Annotated in this window: 16 protein-coding genes; 15 read left to right on the forward strand and 1 reads right to left on the reverse strand. The window is 30.8% G+C overall.

The features are described 5' to 3' along the window. The first annotated feature begins 16 nt into the window (after positions 1-16). From B5D16_RS00490 to argS, 10 genes are all read left to right on the forward strand, one after another. Positions 17-475 carry an Imm63 family immunity protein gene (locus B5D16_RS00490; RefSeq protein ID WP_143405004.1) on the forward strand — a complete coding sequence of 153 codons (459 nt, stop codon included), beginning with the start codon at positions 17-19 and terminating at the stop codon, positions 473-475. Positions 476-645: 170 nt separating this feature from the next. Next, the gene (locus tag B5D16_RS00495) at positions 646-1,836 is read left to right on the forward strand and encodes an RHS repeat-associated core domain-containing protein (RefSeq protein WP_278286348.1); all 1,191 of its coding nucleotides are present in this window, start codon (positions 646-648) and stop codon (positions 1,834-1,836) included. Beyond that, positions 1,817-2,263, forward strand: a complete 447-nt coding sequence (locus B5D16_RS00500) for a hypothetical protein (RefSeq protein ID WP_143405005.1) — start codon at positions 1,817-1,819, stop codon at positions 2,261-2,263. Before B5D16_RS00495 ends, B5D16_RS00500 begins: the two co-directional genes overlap by 20 nt. A gap of 100 nt (positions 2,264-2,363) precedes the next feature. After that, a complete protein-coding gene (thyA, locus tag B5D16_RS00505; RefSeq protein WP_078764996.1) occupies positions 2,364-3,212 on the forward strand; it encodes a thymidylate synthase in 849 nt (282 codons plus the stop codon). A gap of 55 nt (positions 3,213-3,267) precedes the next feature. After that, positions 3,268-3,771 (forward strand): dihydrofolate reductase, encoded by a 504-nt coding sequence (locus tag B5D16_RS00510; RefSeq protein ID WP_078764997.1) that lies wholly within the window; start codon positions 3,268-3,270, stop codon positions 3,769-3,771. A gap of 113 nt (positions 3,772-3,884) precedes the next feature. Then, a complete protein-coding gene (locus B5D16_RS00515) occupies positions 3,885-4,967 on the forward strand; it encodes a carbamoyl phosphate synthase small subunit (protein WP_078764998.1) in 1,083 nt (360 codons plus the stop codon). Continuing rightward, positions 4,960-8,157 carry a carbamoyl-phosphate synthase large subunit gene (gene carB, locus B5D16_RS00520; RefSeq protein ID WP_078764999.1) on the forward strand — a complete coding sequence of 1,066 codons (3,198 nt, stop codon included), beginning with the start codon at positions 4,960-4,962 and terminating at the stop codon, positions 8,155-8,157. The genes B5D16_RS00515 and carB overlap by 8 nt, the downstream gene beginning before the upstream one ends. Before the next feature lie 138 nt (positions 8,158-8,295). Beyond that, the gene (locus tag B5D16_RS00525) at positions 8,296-9,321 is read left to right on the forward strand and encodes a hypothetical protein (RefSeq protein ID WP_078765000.1); all 1,026 of its coding nucleotides are present in this window, start codon (positions 8,296-8,298) and stop codon (positions 9,319-9,321) included. An 81-nt stretch (positions 9,322-9,402) separates the two neighbouring features. Then, positions 9,403-10,626, forward strand: coding sequence for a UTP--glucose-1-phosphate uridylyltransferase (locus tag B5D16_RS00530; RefSeq protein ID WP_078765001.1), 1,224 nt, complete (start codon positions 9,403-9,405; stop codon positions 10,624-10,626). A 61-nt stretch (positions 10,627-10,687) separates the two neighbouring features. Then, positions 10,688-12,472, forward strand: coding sequence for an arginine--tRNA ligase (argS, locus tag B5D16_RS00535; RefSeq protein ID WP_078765002.1), 1,785 nt, complete (start codon positions 10,688-10,690; stop codon positions 12,470-12,472). A 90-nt stretch (positions 12,473-12,562) separates the two neighbouring features. On the opposite strand, the gene B5D16_RS00540 is transcribed toward argS, so the two are convergent. Next, positions 12,563-13,042, reverse strand: coding sequence for a hypothetical protein (locus tag B5D16_RS00540; protein ID WP_078765003.1), 480 nt, complete (start codon positions 13,040-13,042; stop codon positions 12,563-12,565). Between the two features lie 240 nt (positions 13,043-13,282). Between B5D16_RS00540 and B5D16_RS00545 the strand changes: the two genes are divergently transcribed. The 5 genes from B5D16_RS00545 to B5D16_RS00565 all read left to right on the forward strand — a co-directional run bounded on the left by B5D16_RS00545 (position 13,283) and on the right by B5D16_RS00565 (position 18,151). Beyond that, positions 13,283-14,212 carry a Rossmann-fold NAD(P)-binding domain-containing protein gene (locus tag B5D16_RS00545; RefSeq protein WP_078765004.1) on the forward strand — a complete coding sequence of 310 codons (930 nt, stop codon included), beginning with the start codon at positions 13,283-13,285 and terminating at the stop codon, positions 14,210-14,212. Positions 14,213-14,239: 27 nt separating this feature from the next. Beyond that, entirely contained in the window at positions 14,240-15,394 is a 1,155-nt protein-coding gene (locus B5D16_RS00550) for a type II CAAX endopeptidase family protein (RefSeq protein ID WP_078765005.1), read from the forward strand. A 69-nt stretch (positions 15,395-15,463) separates the two neighbouring features. After that, positions 15,464-16,486 (forward strand): glycosyltransferase family 2 protein, encoded by a 1,023-nt coding sequence (locus B5D16_RS00555; protein ID WP_078765006.1) that lies wholly within the window; start codon positions 15,464-15,466, stop codon positions 16,484-16,486. A gap of 38 nt (positions 16,487-16,524) precedes the next feature. Beyond that, positions 16,525-17,460: a diacylglycerol/lipid kinase family protein gene (locus tag B5D16_RS00560; protein ID WP_078765007.1), complete on the forward strand. Its 936-nt coding sequence runs from the start codon at positions 16,525-16,527 to the stop codon at positions 17,458-17,460. A 34-nt stretch (positions 17,461-17,494) separates the two neighbouring features. After that, complete coding sequence (locus tag B5D16_RS00565; RefSeq protein WP_078765008.1) at positions 17,495-18,151, forward strand: phosphatase PAP2 family protein; 657 nt, start codon at positions 17,495-17,497, stop codon at positions 18,149-18,151. The last annotated feature ends 202 nt before the right edge of the window (positions 18,152-18,353 follow it).

The raw sequence follows: 18,353 nt of genomic DNA on the forward strand, positions 1-18,353 counted from the left end.
GGAATGGATTTTAAATATGGATAATGTGAAAATTTTATATGATGATGAATTAAAAACATATATCATGGATGAGATAAATAGTAAAATAGATGGTGCAATATGGAATGGAGTATATTTTTTTAAGGGAAGAAATAATTATCCAGAAGGAACATATGTATATAGTGAAAATGAAAAATATCATATTGTAAGTATTGAAAAAGGTAAAATCATCGAAAAAATAGAATATGAATCTTTGGTAGATATTCTATGGGATGTTTTAGAGGTTGTTTCATTTCCGATTTCTACAAAATATGCAACTGAAAATTTTGATAAGAGATTTGATTATCGTAGAAAATTATTTGAAAATCAAATTGACTTATATTCTAGATTTGGAGAAAATTTTAAAAATAAGAAGATTAAAGAGATAAAAAAAATTTTAGAAAAAAATCCATATTTAGATAATGAAGAATACGACGTGCGGCATAGTGGTCACTAAAGTGGTATCATTAAATATTTACTTATAACTTATACGACAAAGTTGATAATGTAGTTTGTCAAAATTATAATTATGAAAAATATATTAGTAATGTATATGATGAATCAGGAAAAGTAACTGAAAAAATAAATGATAAATCATATGCAGTTATTGAAGATACACTTGGAAGTATAGAAGAATTTGTAAATGTTAATGACAAAGAAGATACGAGTAATGTATCATATTCACCATGGGGTGATGTTAAAGAAATAGCTAATAATAATCTTGCTGTTATGGATTTAGTATCATATACAGGTTATGGTTATAATGCTTTATCAAATTTATATTTAGCAGTTAATAGAATATACGATTATACAACAAGAAGTTATATGCAAAAAGATAAAGGACAGCCTACGGTTATTAGACCTTCATCTTTTGAAACATATGCTTATGTTGAAAATAATCCAGTAAATTATGTTGATCCATATGGATTAAGTATTATATCAAAGGTTGGATCATGGGTAAGTGATACAGCTGATGCATTTGTTAGTACAGTAAAGAAAGCGGCAGGAGCCGTAAAGGATGCAGTTGTAGATGCAGCAGAAGGAATAAAAGACGCAGTAGTTGATGCGGCACATGAATTAGTGACGGATATTAAGAATATTTTAAAAATAGATTCTAGGATATTTAAGTCTGGAATACAGGCAGGTGTAGGTGCTGCTTTTGCTATTGGAATGGGATTTGGTATACCGGCGGCGATTGCTTGTGCGTTTGCTGCAGTTGCGGTAGGTGCTGTGCTTGGTGTAGGTGCTCATGCAGTAAAAACATTTGTAACAGGTGGTACATATGATGATTTCCTATGTGGATTAGAGGATTCAATTTATTCAGGCGCTGATTTTATGACAGCGTTGTTCATGACAACAGCAATGGCTGGATATGGTGAATGTAAGAAAATTGATAAAGCTTTTGATGAATATGATAAGACAAGTAAGGCATTTAATGGTGCTAAAGAAGCATCAAAGGAATCTGTATCAGTAAACGAAACAGAAAAAATAATTGAAAATGATAAATTTGATGAGTTGCTTAATAATGAATATTATAAAAACACACCAGGATATGATTGTTCAGAAATAGCTGAAGATTTTTATGAAAAAGCAGGTGATAAAGGAATCATATACCGAATAGAAGGTAAAAATGGATCGATAAATGGATATGAATATGGAAGAATTGAAAATTATGTATATCATGATGTATATTCTGATGGAAAATATATTTATGATCCTAGATTCAGTAATTCACGAATTTTAAAAGATGATTATTTTAGAAAAATGAATGAAATCAACGATGGAGGGTTTTATGTTTATGAAAGACTTAAAAAATAATAGTATAGAAAAATTTTACGAAACTGCAATTGGGAAATTACTAAACGATTATTATAAAATAGAATGGATGAGATTTAATATGTTTAACCTGGAAGATATTTATTATAATATTCCAATGTTAATTTTTCGAGTTGAAAAGGATTATGATGAATGTATATGTAAGTTAAAGGAATATGTTGAAAATATTCAAACGATTAATTCTTGGACGATTTTTAGATTTCCATATTCAAAGAATAAGAATTATATATTAACACTTGATATGGTTAGAAATATCTATATGAATCAATTTGAAAAACAGTTTAATTTAGATTTACAACAAATATTAGGTAAAGAAAAATATGAGAAGTTATGTAAAGAAGCAATTACAGATATACCTTTATTATATTCAAGTATAAAAGAATATCTTGTGACAAATAATTATAAATAGTTTTGATTATTATATGAATATCTTTTAAATTAAGTTGAAAAAACAACTACAAAATAATAAAATGAATAAGATAGTTTTTTTATAAAGTTAGGAGAATATTATGAGTTACGCAGATAGAGTATTTGTTGATATGTGTAGGGACATACTAGATAATGGAACTGATACAAAGGGTGAAAAGGTAAGACCTAAATGGGAAGATGGTTCTTATGCTTATACAATTAAGAAATTTGGTGTTGTTAATAGATATGATTTAAGCAAGGAGTTTCCAGCTCTTACACTTAGAAGAACTGCACTTAAAAGTGCAATGGATGAAATCCTTTGGATTTGGCAAAAAAAGTCAAATAATATTAATGATTTAAATTCACATATTTGGGATGAGTGGGCTGATTCTGATGGTAGTATCGGTAAGGCTTATGGATATCAGATGAGTGTTAAGCATAAATATAAGGAAGGTGAGATGGATCAGGTTGATAGAGTTTTGTATGATCTTAAGAACAATCCTTTTAGTAGAAGAATTATGACTAACATTTATGTTCATCAGGATTTATCTGAAATGAATTTATATCCATGTGCTTATAGCATGACATTTAATGTTACTCAAAAGCCAGGTCATGATAAACTTGTTTTAAATGGTATTTTAAATCAGAGATCTCAGGATGTTTTAGCAGCAAATAACTGGAATGTTTGTCAGTATGCAATTTTACTTATGATGTTTGCTCAAGTTTCCAATATGGAAGCTGGAGAGTTTGTTCATGTGATTGCAGATGCACACATTTATGATAAGCATGTGCCACTTGTAGAAGAATTAATTACTAGAGAGCAGTTTGATGCACCTAAAGTAAGCCTTAATCCTGAAATTAAAAATTTCTATGATTTTACAACAAAAGATTTAATTGTTGAAGATTATAAACATGGTGAGCAAATAAAAAATATTCCTATTGCAATTTAATGATAATTCTGTTATCATATTTTGTTGGAAATGATTTATTATTTAGGAGGAAGATATGAACTTAATAGTTGCAGTTGATAAAAACTGGGCCATAGGGTATAAAGGAAAACTTTTAATTAGTATTCCTGAAGATATGAAGTTCTTTCGTGAAACAACAACTGGTCATACAGTAGTTATGGGAAAGAACACTTTACTTAGTTTTCCTAATAGTAAACCACTTAAGAATCGTAATAATATTGTTATTGCACTTGAAAAAGATTTTACTGTAGAAGGTGCAACAACTGTTTATTCTATAGAAGAAGCACTTGAAGAAGTTAAAAAGTATGATAGTGATGATGTTTATGTTATAGGTGGAGGTAGTATCTACAAACAGCTCCTTCCATATTGTGACAAGGCATATATTACTTATATTGATCATAGTTATAGTGCTGATACATTTTTCCCTAATTTAGATGAAGATGATGAATGGGAAATTACTAGCGAGTCTGAAGAACAGACTTATTTTGATATTGAATATTTCTTTAGAACGTATGAAAGAAAGAATACTACAAAGTCGTAGGGGTTTTTAACCTACGACTTTTCTTTAGGTGTTATTAAGATGTTGTCATATAGATAATTTATATAGAAATTTAGAAAGGAAGAGTATATCTAACTGATATACCGGGATGTATTATGGAAAAAGCATTTTTGATTCTTGAAGACGGAAGCGTATATGAAGGTAAAGCATATGGCGCAAGAAAAGAAGTTATAAGTGAAATTGTTTTTAATACTTCAATGACTGGTTATTTAGAAGTTTTAACAGATCCTTCTTATGCAGGTCAGGCAGTTATAATGACATATCCACTTATTGGTAACTACGGCATTTGCTTAGAGGATATGGAATCAGAAAGAGCATGGCCAGATGCATTTATAGCTAGAGAATTCGCTAGAATGCCATCTAACTTTAGATGCGATATGGGTATCGAAGAATTTTTACTTAAGTATGATATTCCAGGTATTGAAGGTTTAGATACTAGAGCATTAACAAAGAAACTTCGTGAGTGTGGTACCATGAATGGTTTAATTACAACTAACGAAAATTTTAATTTAGATGAGATTCTTCCTAAACTTAAAGAATATAAGCCAACAGGAGTTGTTAAAAAAGTTACTTGTAAGGAAAAATATGAACTTAAGGGTGATGGATATAAGGTTGCACTTCTTGATTTTGGTGCGAAGAAGAATATTGCAAGATCTCTTAATGAAAGAGGTTGTAATGTTACAGTTTATCCTGCACTTACAAAGGCAGAAGATATTATCGCTACTAATCCAGATGGAATTATGCTTTCTAATGGCCCTGGGGATCCAAAGGAATGTGTTGAGATTATTGAAGAATTAAAGAAGTTATATAATACAGATATTCCTATTTTTGCAATTTGTCTTGGTCATCAGCTTATGGCTTTAGCAAATGGCGCTGATACTCATAAGATGAAGTATGGCCATAGAGGAGCAAATCATCCTGTTAAGGATTTAAGAAATGGAAGAGTATATATTTCATCTCAGAATCATGGCTATGTTGTTGATGATGAAAAGATGGATAAAAATATAGCTGAGCCAGCATTTGTTAATGTAAATGATAAAACAAATGAAGGTCTTAGATATGTTGGAAAGAATATTTTTACAGTTCAGTTTCATCCAGAAGCATGTCCTGGTCCGAAAGATTCAGGTGTGTTATTTGATGAATTTATTAAGATGATGGAGGATAAGAAAAATGCCTAAGAATGCAGATATTAAAAAAGTACTTGTAATTGGTTCAGGTCCTATTGTAATTGGCCAGGCTGCAGAATTTGACTACGCAGGAACTCAGGGTTGCCGCGCACTTAAAGAAGAAGGCGTTGAAGTTGTTTTAGTAAACTCTAATCCTGCCACAATCATGACTGATAAGGATATTGCTGACAGAGTATATATTGAACCTTTAACACTTAAGGTTTTAGAAAAAATTATAGAAAAGGAAAAACCAGATAGCATATTACCAACACTTGGTGGTCAGGCAGGTCTTAACCTTGCTATGGAAATTGCTGAAACTGGTTTCTTAGAAGAACATAATTGTAAGCTTATTGGTGCGAAACCACTTACAATTAAAAAGGCTGAAGATAGACTTGAGTTTAAGACAACTATGGAAAAAATTGGTGAGCCTTGTGCACCATCACTTGTTGTAGAGAATGTTGATGATGGTATTGCATTTGCTCATAAGATTGGTTATCCTGTAGTACTTAGACCAGCGTACACACTTGGCGGTTCTGGTGGTGGTATTGCACATAATCAGGCTGAACTTGTTGATATTCTTTCAAATGGTCTTAGACTTTCACGTGTTGGCCAGGTTTTAGTTGAAAGATGTATTGCTGGTTGGAAGGAAATTGAATACGAAGTTATGAGAGACGCAAATGGTAACTGTATTACTATTTGTAACATGGAAAACCTTGATCCTGTTGGTGTGCATACAGGTGATAGTATCGTTGTTGCTCCTTCGCAGACTATTGGTGACAAAGAGTATCAAATGCTTAGAAGTTCAGCACTTAATATTATTGATGAACTTGAAATTACTGGTGGATGTAACGTTCAGTTTGCGCTTCATCCAGAAAGTTTTGAATATTGTGTTATTGAAGTTAACCCAAGAGTTAGCCGTTCCTCTGCACTCGCTTCAAAGGCAACAGGTTATCCTATTGCTAAGGTTGCAGCAAAAATTGCACTTGGTTATACTCTTGATGAAATTAAGAATGCTGTTACAGGTAAGACTTATGCTTCATTTGAACCAGCTCTTGATTACTGCGTTGTAAAGATTCCAAGACTTCCATTTGATAAGTTTATTATGGCAAGTCATAAACTTACAACTCAGATGAAAGCTACTGGTGAAGTTATGAGTATTTGTAATAACTTTGAAGGTGCGCTTATGAAGGCTATTCGTTCACTTGAACAGCATGTTGAGCATTTAAGAAGTTATGATTATACAGAGTTTTCTAAAGAAGAAATACTAAAGAAATTACATAACGTTGATGATAGAAGAATATGGCTTATTGCTGAGGCTATAAGAAAAGGTATTACATATGATGAAATCCATGACATAACAAAGATTGATAAGTGGTTTATTGATAAAATTGCAATCATTGTTGAAATGGAAGACAGACTTGAAAAAGAAGAGTTAACAGTTGAACTCTTAAAAGAAGCTAAGAGAATTGAATTCCCAGATAGTTATATTGCAAAACTTTCAGGTAAGACTGAAGATGAAGTAAAAGAACTTAGATTAGATAATGGTATTGTCGCTGTTTATAAGATGGTTGATACTTGTGCAGCTGAGTTTGAAGCTGAAACACCATATTATTATTCATGTTTTGGTAGTGAGAATGAAGCAATTGAAACAAATCCTAAGAAGAAAGTTTTAGTATTAGGTTCTGGTCCGATTAGAATTGGTCAGGGTATTGAGTTTGATTTTTGTTCAGTACATTGTACTTGGGCATTTAAGGAAGAGGGTTACGAAACAATTATTATAAATAATAACCCTGAAACAGTTTCAACAGACTTTGATATTGCTGATAAACTTTATTTTGAACCTCTTACACCAGAGGATGTTGAAAGTATTGTTAATCTTGAAAAACCAGATGGAGCTGTTGTTCAGTTCGGTGGTCAGACAGCAATTAAACTTACTGAAGCTCTTATGAAGATGGGAGTTCCAATTTTAGGAACTAAGGCAGAGGATGTTGATGCTGCTGAAGATAGAGAGTTATTTGATGAAATTCTTGAACAATGTCAGATTCCAAGACCTTCAGGTGGAACTGTATTTACAGCCGCTGAAGCTAAGGAAGTTGCTAATAAATTAGGTTACCCAGTATTAGTTCGTCCATCATATGTACTTGGTGGTCAGGGTATGCAGATTGCTACTTGCGATGAAGAAGTTGATGAATTCATGGAAGTTATTAATAGAATAGCTCAGGATCATCCAATTTTAGTAGATAAGTATTTAATGGGTAAGGAAATCGAAGTTGATGCTATTTGCGACGGAGATGATATTCTTATTCCAGGTATCATGGAACATATTGAAAGAGCTGGTGTTCATTCAGGTGATAGTATTTCAGTATATCCAGCACAGTCATTATCAGATGATACAATTTTAAGAATAGAAGAATATACAAAGAGACTTGCAAAGGCACTTCATGTTAAAGGTATGATTAACATTCAGTTCATCGTTGTTGGTCATGATGTATATGTAATTGAGGTTAATCCAAGATCTTCAAGAACAGTACCATATATTAGCAAGGTTACAGGTATTCCAATTGTAAAACTTGCTACTAAGATGATTATTGGTAAGAAGTTAAGAGACTTAGGGTATGAACCAGGTCTTCAGAAGAAGGCAGACTATATAGCTATTAAGATGCCTGTATTTTCATTTGAAAAGATTAGAGGTGCAGACATTTCACTTGGACCAGAAATGAAATCAACAGGTGAATGTTTAGGTATTGCTAAGTCATTTGACGAAGCATTATATAAAGCTTTCCTTGGAAGTGGTGTAGTTCTTCCTAAGCATAAGAAAGTTATCATTACTGTTAATGATGCTGATAAGGGTGAAGCAATTCTTATTGGTAAGAGATTTGAAAATCTTGGTTATGAAGTATACGCAACAAGAAGTACTGCTAAGGTATTAAGAGAAAGAGGAGTAAATGCTATTAAGGTTAATAAACTTAATCAGGAATCACCTACAGTTATCGACCTCTTGCTTGAACATAAGATTGATGTTGTTGTAGATACTCCTACACAGGGTAGAGATAAGAATAGAGATGGTTTCTTAATTAGACGTACTTCAATCGAAACAGGTGTTAACTGCTTTACTAGTCTTGATACAGTTAATGCGCTTTTAAGAAGCTTAGAAAGTGATGCAAAGAATCATTTAGAAGTTATTGATATTGCAACAATTTAACAATTAAAAATAGTTTTTTAAATACCTTGAAAAATGTTAAATTTTTTGAGGTATTTTTTATTTTTACTTGAAAGTTTTAATAAAAAAAGTTATTATATTTATGTGTTTATTAGAAAATAATGGATAGGAGATAGGAAAATGAACAGAATGCAAATGGAACTTAAAGATTTAGCATCAAGTGGAAAAATGTTAGGTCTTTGTATAGCAGCTGCTATTAGTACAGCGGTATCATTGATTGCTTCGTTACAAAGCACAGGTGGATTCGGTGGAATAGTAGTTAATGTTTTCACAATTATAGCTTGTGTAGGTTTGTTTTTAGTATATTCAAAAGCTAAATCAGGTAACGAACTTGACTCATCATCGATAAAAATGATAAAAGTAGTTTATAATATTAAATTCGTATTTTTAATTATTGTTACGATTCTTTTTATTGCGATTATGGGTATCGTTGCTGCAGCTAGTGGTTCTATATCAGATGAGATTATTGATCATAAGGAAGATATTTTTGAATGGCTAGAGGAACATGAAGATTATTTTGAAACATCTTCATCTACAAGATCTGGTGAAGAGATGATTGATAAGATTGAAGAAATCATTGAACATAAGGAAGATTTACAGACTGTTATTTCAATCACAGCAATTTCTTTTATGGTAATAATGGGTGTCACTTTCTTACTTATGATTATTTATTATGGAAAGATGACTAGATTATTAAAAGGAATTTATCTTAATTCTTTAGGAGGCTCACAGATTGATACATATTCGTCTGGTTATGTAAGCTTTTGTTTGATAGTTGTTGCTTTATTTACTGGATTATCTTGTGTGTCTGCAATCATTAATCCGTTATCTCTTATAAGTTCTTTAGCTTCTACAGCATGCTTAGTACTTATGTATTTGGTAATTAAAGACTATAAGGATATTTCATTTAGAATGGCTTATGCACAGCCACAGGCATATATGCCACAGGGGTATGGTCAGGGCGTTAATGATATGAATCAGAATTATAATAATTTTGGTGGACCACAGTACAATAATCCAAATGATTATAATGGACCACAGTATAATAATCCAAATGATTATAATGGACCACAGTATAATAATTCAAATGATTATACTGGAAGTGATAATCAGAATAATAATGATCAGAACAATTTTAATCAGTAATTGTATTTAAACTCAATTAAGTATATAATAAAAATAGGCAGGTTAATTTATCTGCCTATTTTTAAGTGAAAGGAAAAAAATATGGAAAAGATCAAAGAAATTTTAGAGAAAAACAATCAGGAACAATTACTTAAATTCGTTGATGAATTAAGTGATAATGAAAAAAATGAATTATTACAACAAATATCTGAAATTGATTTTTCATTACTTGACTTATTAAAGGATGAAAATAAGCAGGCTAAGAAGGGTGTTATTACACCGATTCTTGATGTGGCCAGACTTACAGATATTGAAGCAAATAGCGATAAATATAAAGAGGCTGGTCTTGAAATTATCAGACAGGGTAAGGCGGCCGCTGTTTTACTTGCTGGTGGTATGGGAACAAGACTTGGTTCTGATAAACCAAAGGGAATGTATAATATCGGTATAACAAAAGATGTTTATATTTTTGAAATGATTATCAGAAATCTTCTTGATGTTGTAAAAGAAGCCGGTAATTATATACATTTATTTGTTATGACAAGTGAAAAGAATCATGAAGATACTACTGGATTTTTCGCTGAAAAGAATTATTTTGGATATGATAAAAACTTTATTCATTTCTTTAAACAGTCTATGGCTCCTGCTACAGATTATGATGGTAAGATTTTACTTGAAACTAAGGGGAGAGTAGCTACATCACCTAATGGTAATGGTGGCTGGTTTAAGTCAATGGAAGATGGAAATGTTATGCATATTGTTGATGATGAAGGCATTGAATGGCTTAATGTATTTGCTGTAGATAATGTTTGTCAGAGAATATGTGATCCTAAGTTTATTGGTGCTACATATCTTTCAGGTAAACCATGTGGAGCTAAGGTTGTTGCTAAGGCTAGTCCAGATGAAAAAGTTGGTGTACTTTGTAATGAAGATGGTAGACCTTCAATTGTTGAATATTATGAACTTACAAAGGAAATGATGGAAGAGAAAGATAAGGATGGAAATTATGCTTATAATTATGGTGTTATTTTAAATTATCTTTTAAAGGTTTCTGATTTGAAGGCAATCATTAATGATAAACTTCCAGTTCATATTGTTGAAAAGAAAATTAAATATGTTGATGATAATGGAAATGAAGTAAGTCCAGAAACTCCAAACGGATATAAGTTTGAAACATTAATTCTTGATATGATTCATATGCTTGATGGATGTTTGGGTTATGAAGTTTTAAGAGATTATGAATTTGCTCCAATTAAGAATAAAACTGGTGTTGATTCTGTTGAAAGTGCCAGAGAGTTATTGAAAAAAAATGGAGTTTCGTTATAATAGATAATTGAGATTTGAATTTAATAAATTTAATATGTTTTTTTGAGAGGAGTTTTCTAGTATGAAAAAGTTATTGGATATTTTAACAGAAGAAGTTGCGGGGGCGTTTGAGAAGGCTGGTTATGATAGTAGTAGAGCTAGAGTTTCTGTTTCAAACAGACCTGATCTTTGTGAATATCAATGTAATGGTGCTATGGCACTTGCTAAGGTTGCTGGTAAAGCTCCTTTTATGATTGCTGAAGATGTTGTTAAATGTATGGAAGATAGCAAGATTTTTAAGGATATTGAAGTAGTTAAACCAGGATTTATTAATTTAAATGTAAATGAAGAATTCTTAGCTTCATATCTTTTGGATATGGGAAAAGATGATATGCTTGGTGTTGATAAAGTTAGTTCACCTAAGAATATTGTTATTGATTTCGGTGGAGCTAATGTTGCAAAGCCACTACATGTAGGTCATTTACGTTCAGCAGTTATTGGTGAAAGTATTAAGCGTATTTGTAGATTCATGGGTAATAACGTTATAGGAGATGCTCACCTTGGCGATTGGGGATTACAGATGGGTCTTATTACAGTTGAACTTGAAGAAAGAAAACCTGAGTTACCTTATTTTGATGAAAATTTCGAAGGTGAATATCCAACAGAACCACCATTTACTATTTCAGAACTTGGTGAGATTTATCCATGTGCTAATACTAAATCTAAAGAGGATGAAGATTTCAAGGAAAAAGCTAGAAAAGCTACTTTGGAAATTCAGAATGGTAGAAGAGGATATAGAGCTTTATGGAAACATATTTTAAATGTTTCACTTCCAGATTTGAAAAAAAACTATGATAATTTAGGTGTATCATTTGATTTCTGGGGTAAGGAAAGTGATGCTCATGAAATTATTCCTGATATGGTTAAATATTTAAAAGACGGTGGTTATACTACTGTTAGTGAAGGTGCTTTAGTTGTTGAGGTTAAGGAAGATACTGATAAAAAGGAGATTCCACCATGTATGATTTTAAAATCAAATGGAGCAACTTTATATAATACAACGGACCTTGCTACTATTGTTAGTAGAATGAAGGATAATAATGCTGATCATATTATTTATGTTGTAGATAATAGACAGGACTTATACTTTGAAACAGTATTTAGATGTGCTAGAAAAACAAAGATTGTTAAAGAAGATACTGAACTTACATTCTTAGGTTTTGGTACTATGAATGGTCCTGATGGTAAGCCTTTTAAGACGAGAGATGGTGGAGTTATGAGACTTGACAATCTTGTTAATGAAATTAATGAAGCTGTTTATGCTAAAATTATGGAAAACAGAGAAACATCTAGTGAAGAGGCTAAACAGACAGCTAAAGTTATTGGCTTAGCTGCACTTAAGTATGGTGATTTATCAAATCAGGCATCAAAGGACTATGTATTTGATATAAACAAATTTATTTCATTTGAAGGAAATACTGGTCCATATATTCTTTATACAATAGTTAGAATCAAATCGATACTAAGTAAGTATGCTGATAGTTTGAATTCAAGTGTTGATAATATTGGACTTGAAGGTTATGAGATTTTAAGTGCTAAATCCGCGTGCGAAAAGAATTTAGAAATGACATTAGCTAAATTTAATGAAGTAATTGTAAATGCATATGAAGAGTTAGCGCCTCATAAGATTTGTGCATATATTTATGAATTATCAGATAACTTTAATAAGTTTTATCATGAAACTAAGATTTTAAGTGAAGAAGATGAGAGTAGAAAGAAATCTTATATAGCTTTAATTAACTTAGTTAAGGCTACATTGGAAAAATCAATTTTCTTACTTGGATTTGAAGCACCTGATAGAATGTAAGTAGTGTATGATACAAAGTTAATTGTATTTATGTTATTTTAACAATAGAACATAAAAAACGGAATTTCAATTTGAAATTCCGTTTTTTTATTATTCAATAACAGTTGGAGTTGAATCTTCTGAACTTGATTCAGCTGACTGTTCTGTTACACTTTCAGTAGTTTTTTCTTTTTTTGATTTTGACTCTTCTGTGCTACTTTCAGTACTAGCTTCAGATTCGTTATTTGATTTTTTCTTTTTCTTTTTTTTCTTCGTTTCGTCTTCAGTTGCTTTTTCTGTCTTGCTATCGGTTACAGATTCTGTTTCATTAGTAGTGTCGCCACCCTGTGCGGTCTGAGCCTGAATGATACTTTGTAATTCTTCAGCAGTATATTTATTTTTGAAAGTAGTAGTTTCTTCCTTTGCAGGTTTAACTTTCTGGTATACTGACCAACCGATATAGAAACAGATTGCAAGTGAAACAACTGTTGTTAATAAAACTGAAAGAAAATGTTTTCTTTTTTGCTTTTTTAGATTTTTCTTTCTATTTTTTTTATCTTTTTTGTATTTATCTACTTTTGCTTGACTCATTGCTTATACCTCCTTATAAACACAACGAAGTAATTATAAAACATTTTTTTGTTTTATTCAAGTAGTAGAGGTTACTGTATGATAAATCATTGTTTTTATGCAGTAAACTTGATTTATATGGTGTTTAATGATAAAATTTACTTTGTATCTTTATGTATATTGGGAAAGTATATATAATGCATAAAGGTTCAAAGGAAGAATTATTAAGAAAGGAGTGGATATTTATATCCAGGTGATAATATGAAGAACTTAATTAGTTTTAGTGAGTATTCAGATGATGAAATAAAAGGAATATTGGATTTAGCAATTGATTTAAAAGCTAATCCTGAAAAATATAGTAAGTCACTTGAAGGTAAGAAATTATATACTTTATTTGAAAAGACATCTACAAGAACTTTCTTATCATTTACAACTGGTATTACTGAACTTGGTGGACATTACTTTAACCAGAAGTGGGAAGATTCAAACTTTGTTTTAGGTGATACTGTTTCAGAAGTTAAATATTTATGTAGAAACGTTGATATTATTATGGCTCGTTTAAAGAAGAGCGAAACTACAGATTTATTTGCTAAGAATTCAACAGTACCATTTATTAATGGTTGTGATAATACATTCCATCCATGCCAGGCACTTGCTGATGTTCTTACTTTATATGAGAAGTTCGGTACATATAATGTTAAGTTATTATACATTGGTGCTAAGAATAATGTATTTAATTCTCTTATTGAATTATTACCACGTCTTGGTGGAACAGTTTATGGACTCACACCGATTGTTAATGATATGGGTGTAGATGATAAATTCTATGAAGATATCAAGGCTAAGGGGGGATATGTTGAGATTGATGCTCATGTTTCATCGGATGAATTTAAGGAATTAGCTAAAACAGTTGATGCTGTTTATACAGATACATGGGTTGATATGGAATTCTTTAATAATCCAGCATTTGCTAAGAAGAAAGAGGAAACAGTTGCTCTTATGAGTCCATACCAGATTAATGAAGATATGTTAGAAGGTAGCAAGGCAATTGTTTTACATGATATGCCAATGCATATTGGTTATGAAATTTCTCAGGGTATCGTTGATAAACATATGGATACTATTATTGATCAGGCTGAGAATAGAAGACATGCTGAAAAAGCAGTTATGATTAAACTTTTATCGGAATAATATAAAGATTTGGAGAGGCGGAAAGATATGGATAATAATAAACCTAAAGAACCGATTACACTGTTTAATATATTTGGTTTAATATATCCTTTGGGGATTTATTATGTTGCTCAGGTTATTGTGGTTATTTTATTTGCTTTTTATGTTGTCGCAAATAATCCTGAAGCAGCAAGTGATAAAGAATTATATACTGAATTGGTGATGAAGCAGGCGATTACAATTACTCTTGTAAGTGATGCTATTCTAATTCCGATTATGATTTTACTTATGAAATTTGATAGTAGTAAATTAAAGAAAAAAGGATATAAAAGAGTATTACAGAATGTTGAACCAGCTAAGTTTTTATTAGTTATTCCATATGCTTTTTTAGGTATGGTGGTTTGTAATTTATTAGCAACATTTGCTCTTTCTGTTCTTCCTGAATCATTCACAAAGTCTTATGATTCAGCTGCTGCATCAATTTATAGTGGTAATAAAGTTGTGATGGTTATTGCAGTAGCATTGGTAGGTCCAATTTTAGAAGAATTAGTTTTTAGAGGTGTTTTATACAACAGATTAAAAGATATGTTTGGTGTTGTTGTAGCTGTACTTGGATCAGCTATTACATTTGGTGTATTTCATATGAACTGGGTTCAGGGAATTTATGCTGGAACATTAGGACTTTTACTTGCATTTTTATATTATAAATATAAATCTATAATAGCACCAATTATGATGCATGTTATATGTAACTCTATAAGTTTAGTTGCTACATTCCTTTCGAAAGAAGGTGTTGAGGGCGCAGCTAAAGGTTCAGAAAAGGTTAAGGTTACACCTGAATTGCTTTCAGGATTTATGTTTTATTTATTTATATTTATAATTGTGTTTTTTGTGGTTCTTATAAAAGTTAGAGTCGTAGAGCAGTATGTAAGAGTAGATAATAATAATCCATATGGTAAGTATGGTGAGTTGAATAACCCTTATGGCTATAATCAGATGAATAATGGCTATAATCAGATGAATAACGGATATAATCAAATGAACAATGGTTACAATCAAATGAATAATGGTTATAACCAACCAAATAATGCTCCTGGACAGACAGTTGATAATTATAATGGTTATGGTAATAATCAGTGGATTGATGATTATTTATCTAATCAGGGTAATTCAAATAATAATGATAATAATACTAATCAATAATTTATAGGTTGATTGGTTATTGTGATGTTTTTTAGAATATAGGAAATATTGAAAAAGGACAAACGTAGAATGAGTAAATTAATTAGTTTTGCTGTTCCATGTTACAATTCTGCAGAATACATGAAACAAAGCATTATGAGTATTGTTAATGGTGGGGAAGATGTTGAAATTATAATTGTAGATGATGGTTCTAAGGATGATACGTTAAAGATTGCTAAAGAACTTGAAGCTGAATATCCAACAATTATCAAAGTTGTTCATCAGGAGAATGGTGGACATGGTGACGCTGTTAATACAGGTCTTAAGAACTCTACAGGTAAGTATTTCAAGGTTGTTGATAGTGATGATAAATTAGGTAAGAATGCTCTTGTTGAAGTTATTTCCTTCCTTAAACGTGTTGAAGAAGAAGGAAAGAATCTTGATTTGCTAATTTGTAATTATGTATATGATAAGGTTGGAGAGAAACATAAGAAGGTTATGCGTTATAAGCGTGCTATGCCTAATGGAAGATTTTTCTCTTGGAGTGATAAAATCAAATTAAAAGAAAGTCAGTATATCTTGATGCATTCAGTTATTTATAGAACTGAAATGCTTAGAAAGTGTAAATTAGAATTACCTAAGCATACTTTCTATGTGGATAATATTTTTGTTTTTCATCCATTGCCTTATGTACAGAACATGTATTATCTAGATGTTAATTTATATAAGTATTATATAGGTAGAGAGGATCAGTCTGTTAATGAAAAGGTTATGATTTCAAGACTTGATCAGCAAATTAGAGTAACTAAAATCATGATTGATTCATATTTGAACAGACCAATGGATACTCCTGTTAGATGTTCAAAGTATATGGCTCACTATCTTGATATGATGATGTGTGTTTCTTCTATTTTGTGTATTTTATCTGGTGAAGATGAAAACTTAAAAAAGAAAGAAGAACTTTGGAATCATTTAAAAGAAAAGGATATTAAGTTATATAAGAAATTAAGACATTCATTCCTTGGTATTGGAATGAATCTTCCTGGAAAGGCTGGCAGAAGTCTTTCTGTTAAAGGATATAAAGTTATGCAAAAAATCTTTAAGTTTAATTAATTTTATTAAATTAAAATATATGTATTATAGGGGTGGAGATGCAGTATCATTTTATTGTAAATCCAAATGCAAAATCTAGAAGTGGTAGAAGCGTATTAAGCATTATTAAACCTATTGTAGAAGAAAAAATTGATGAGTATGAATTTCATGAAACTTCAGGTCCAGGTGATGCTACAGAAATAGCTATGATGTTAACTCAAAATCCGCTTGAAAAAGTTGTGGTGGTAATAGGAGGAGATGGTACTCTTAATGAGGTTATAAATGGTCTTGTTAACTATGATAATATAACATTAGCTGTGATTCCTATGGGGACAGGAAATGATTTTGCTAGAGGACTTAAGATTTCTAAAAGAATAAAAAAGACACTTAATAGAATTATTAAGATGGAAAAAATTATTAAGGTAAATATTGGTCTAACTCAATTTGGAAATGATGATGGTTTGGATTATGAAACCTATCGTTTTTTAGTTAGTAGTGGTGTTGGATATGATGCCAGAATTTGTGAGATCAATAATTCATCTAATACGAAAAGTTTTTTGAATAAATTAAATTTAGGCAAGTTATCGTATGCATATCTTGGTATTACACAAATGATGAATAGCAAGTATGGTGATGTTACGATTGAACTTGATGATGGTACTGATGTATTTGTAAAGGACTTTATTTTTTGTTCGGCACATAATTTACCATATGAAGGTGGAGGATTTTTATTTGCTCCAAATGCTCTTTGTGACGATGGTTATTTAGATTTGTGTGTGGTTAATAATATTTCGAGATTTAAAGCATTATTGCTTTTGCCGTTAGCTCTAAAAGGAAAGCACATAGGGCATGGAGGCGTTAATGTTTATAGATGTAAATCGGTCTTGATCAATTCAAAGAGAAGATTATCTGTTCATACGGATGGTGAAACATATGATAGACAGAATTACATTAAGATTTCAATTTTGCCAAAAAGAATAAAAATGATAGTATAAAAACTTTATGAGCGAGACTTTGATGGAGAGTAATATGAAAGAACTGATAAAGAAATATGGGCATTGTTGGACAATAAGTTATTTTGTTGTTTATATGATATGGTTTACTTGGCTTGAAAAAAGAAGTATGCCATCTTGTCATATTATGCATTGCTTTGTGGATGATTATATTCCGTTTGTAGATGTATTTATTATTCCGTATTTAATATGGTTTTTATATATACCAGCTGCATGGTTATTCTTATTTTTGAAAGATAAAAAAGAGTTTTATAAATTCTGTTTATATTTATATTTGGGAATGAGTATTTGCTTGTTTATATGTACTATTTATCCAAATGGTCAGGATTTGAGAGTTAATCTTGATTTTGGTGAAAATTTATGGGTTAAGATGCTTGGTTTTATTTATAACTCAGATTCAAATACTAACGTTTTTCCGAGTATTCATGTGTTTAATTCAATAGCAATACATTTGTCGCTTATGAAGAGTAAACATATTCCAAAGGGACATTGGGTTACAATGATAAGTTTATCTGTTATGTTGCTTATATGTTCATCAACAGTATTTTTGAAACAGCATTCTATATTAGATGTTATTGCAGGAACCGCATTAGCTATAGTGTTGTATCAGATTATTTATAATGATATTTTCGGAAAGATAAAGAGTGTATTTGCTAAGAAAAAAGCAGAATAAAAGCCAAATGCTTAAAATATGGTATTTTTTATAAATAATGGTTGACATATAATATAAGTAATGTTATTATATTTAAGGTTAAAACAAAGTAGATTTATTCTCACCACGTCAGAAGAGCTGAACGTTGGTTAATATTTTTAATAAAAGCTTAGGCTTATTTTATTATGATATTTTAGTGAGTGAACTTTGTTTACTCACTTTT

Source organism: Eubacterium uniforme, from assembly GCF_900167115.1.
In the GTDB taxonomy this organism is placed as follows: Bacteria; Bacillota; Clostridia; order Lachnospirales; family Lachnospiraceae; genus Eubacterium_S; species Eubacterium_S uniforme.

Coding starts and splice junctions, on each gene's coding strand:
- B5D16_RS00530 (WP_078765001.1), top strand. CDS start 9,403: ATGGAAAAGATCAAAGAAATTTTAGAGAAAAACAATCAGGAACAATTA.
- B5D16_RS00510 (WP_078764997.1), top strand. CDS start 3,268: ATGAACTTAATAGTTGCAGTTGATAAAAACTGGGCCATAGGGTATAAA.
- carB (WP_078764999.1), top strand. CDS start 4,960: ATGCCTAAGAATGCAGATATTAAAAAAGTACTTGTAATTGGTTCAGGT.
- B5D16_RS00555 (WP_078765006.1), top strand. CDS start 15,464: ATGAGTAAATTAATTAGTTTTGCTGTTCCATGTTACAATTCTGCAGAA.
- B5D16_RS00565 (WP_078765008.1), top strand. CDS start 17,495: ATGAAAGAACTGATAAAGAAATATGGGCATTGTTGGACAATAAGTTAT.
- B5D16_RS00500 (WP_143405005.1), top strand. CDS start 1,817: ATGAAAGACTTAAAAAATAATAGTATAGAAAAATTTTACGAAACTGCA.
- B5D16_RS00515 (WP_078764998.1), top strand. CDS start 3,885: ATGGAAAAAGCATTTTTGATTCTTGAAGACGGAAGCGTATATGAAGGT.
- B5D16_RS00545 (WP_078765004.1), top strand. CDS start 13,283: ATGAAGAACTTAATTAGTTTTAGTGAGTATTCAGATGATGAAATAAAA.
- B5D16_RS00490 (WP_143405004.1), top strand. CDS start 17: ATGGATAATGTGAAAATTTTATATGATGATGAATTAAAAACATATATC.
- B5D16_RS00560 (WP_078765007.1), top strand. CDS start 16,525: ATGCAGTATCATTTTATTGTAAATCCAAATGCAAAATCTAGAAGTGGT.
- B5D16_RS00525 (WP_078765000.1), top strand. CDS start 8,296: ATGAACAGAATGCAAATGGAACTTAAAGATTTAGCATCAAGTGGAAAA.
- argS (WP_078765002.1), top strand. CDS start 10,688: ATGAAAAAGTTATTGGATATTTTAACAGAAGAAGTTGCGGGGGCGTTT.
- B5D16_RS00540 (WP_078765003.1), bottom strand. CDS start 13,042: ATGAGTCAAGCAAAAGTAGATAAATACAAAAAAGATAAAAAAAATAGA.
- B5D16_RS00550 (WP_078765005.1), top strand. CDS start 14,240: ATGGATAATAATAAACCTAAAGAACCGATTACACTGTTTAATATATTT.
- thyA (WP_078764996.1), top strand. CDS start 2,364: ATGAGTTACGCAGATAGAGTATTTGTTGATATGTGTAGGGACATACTA.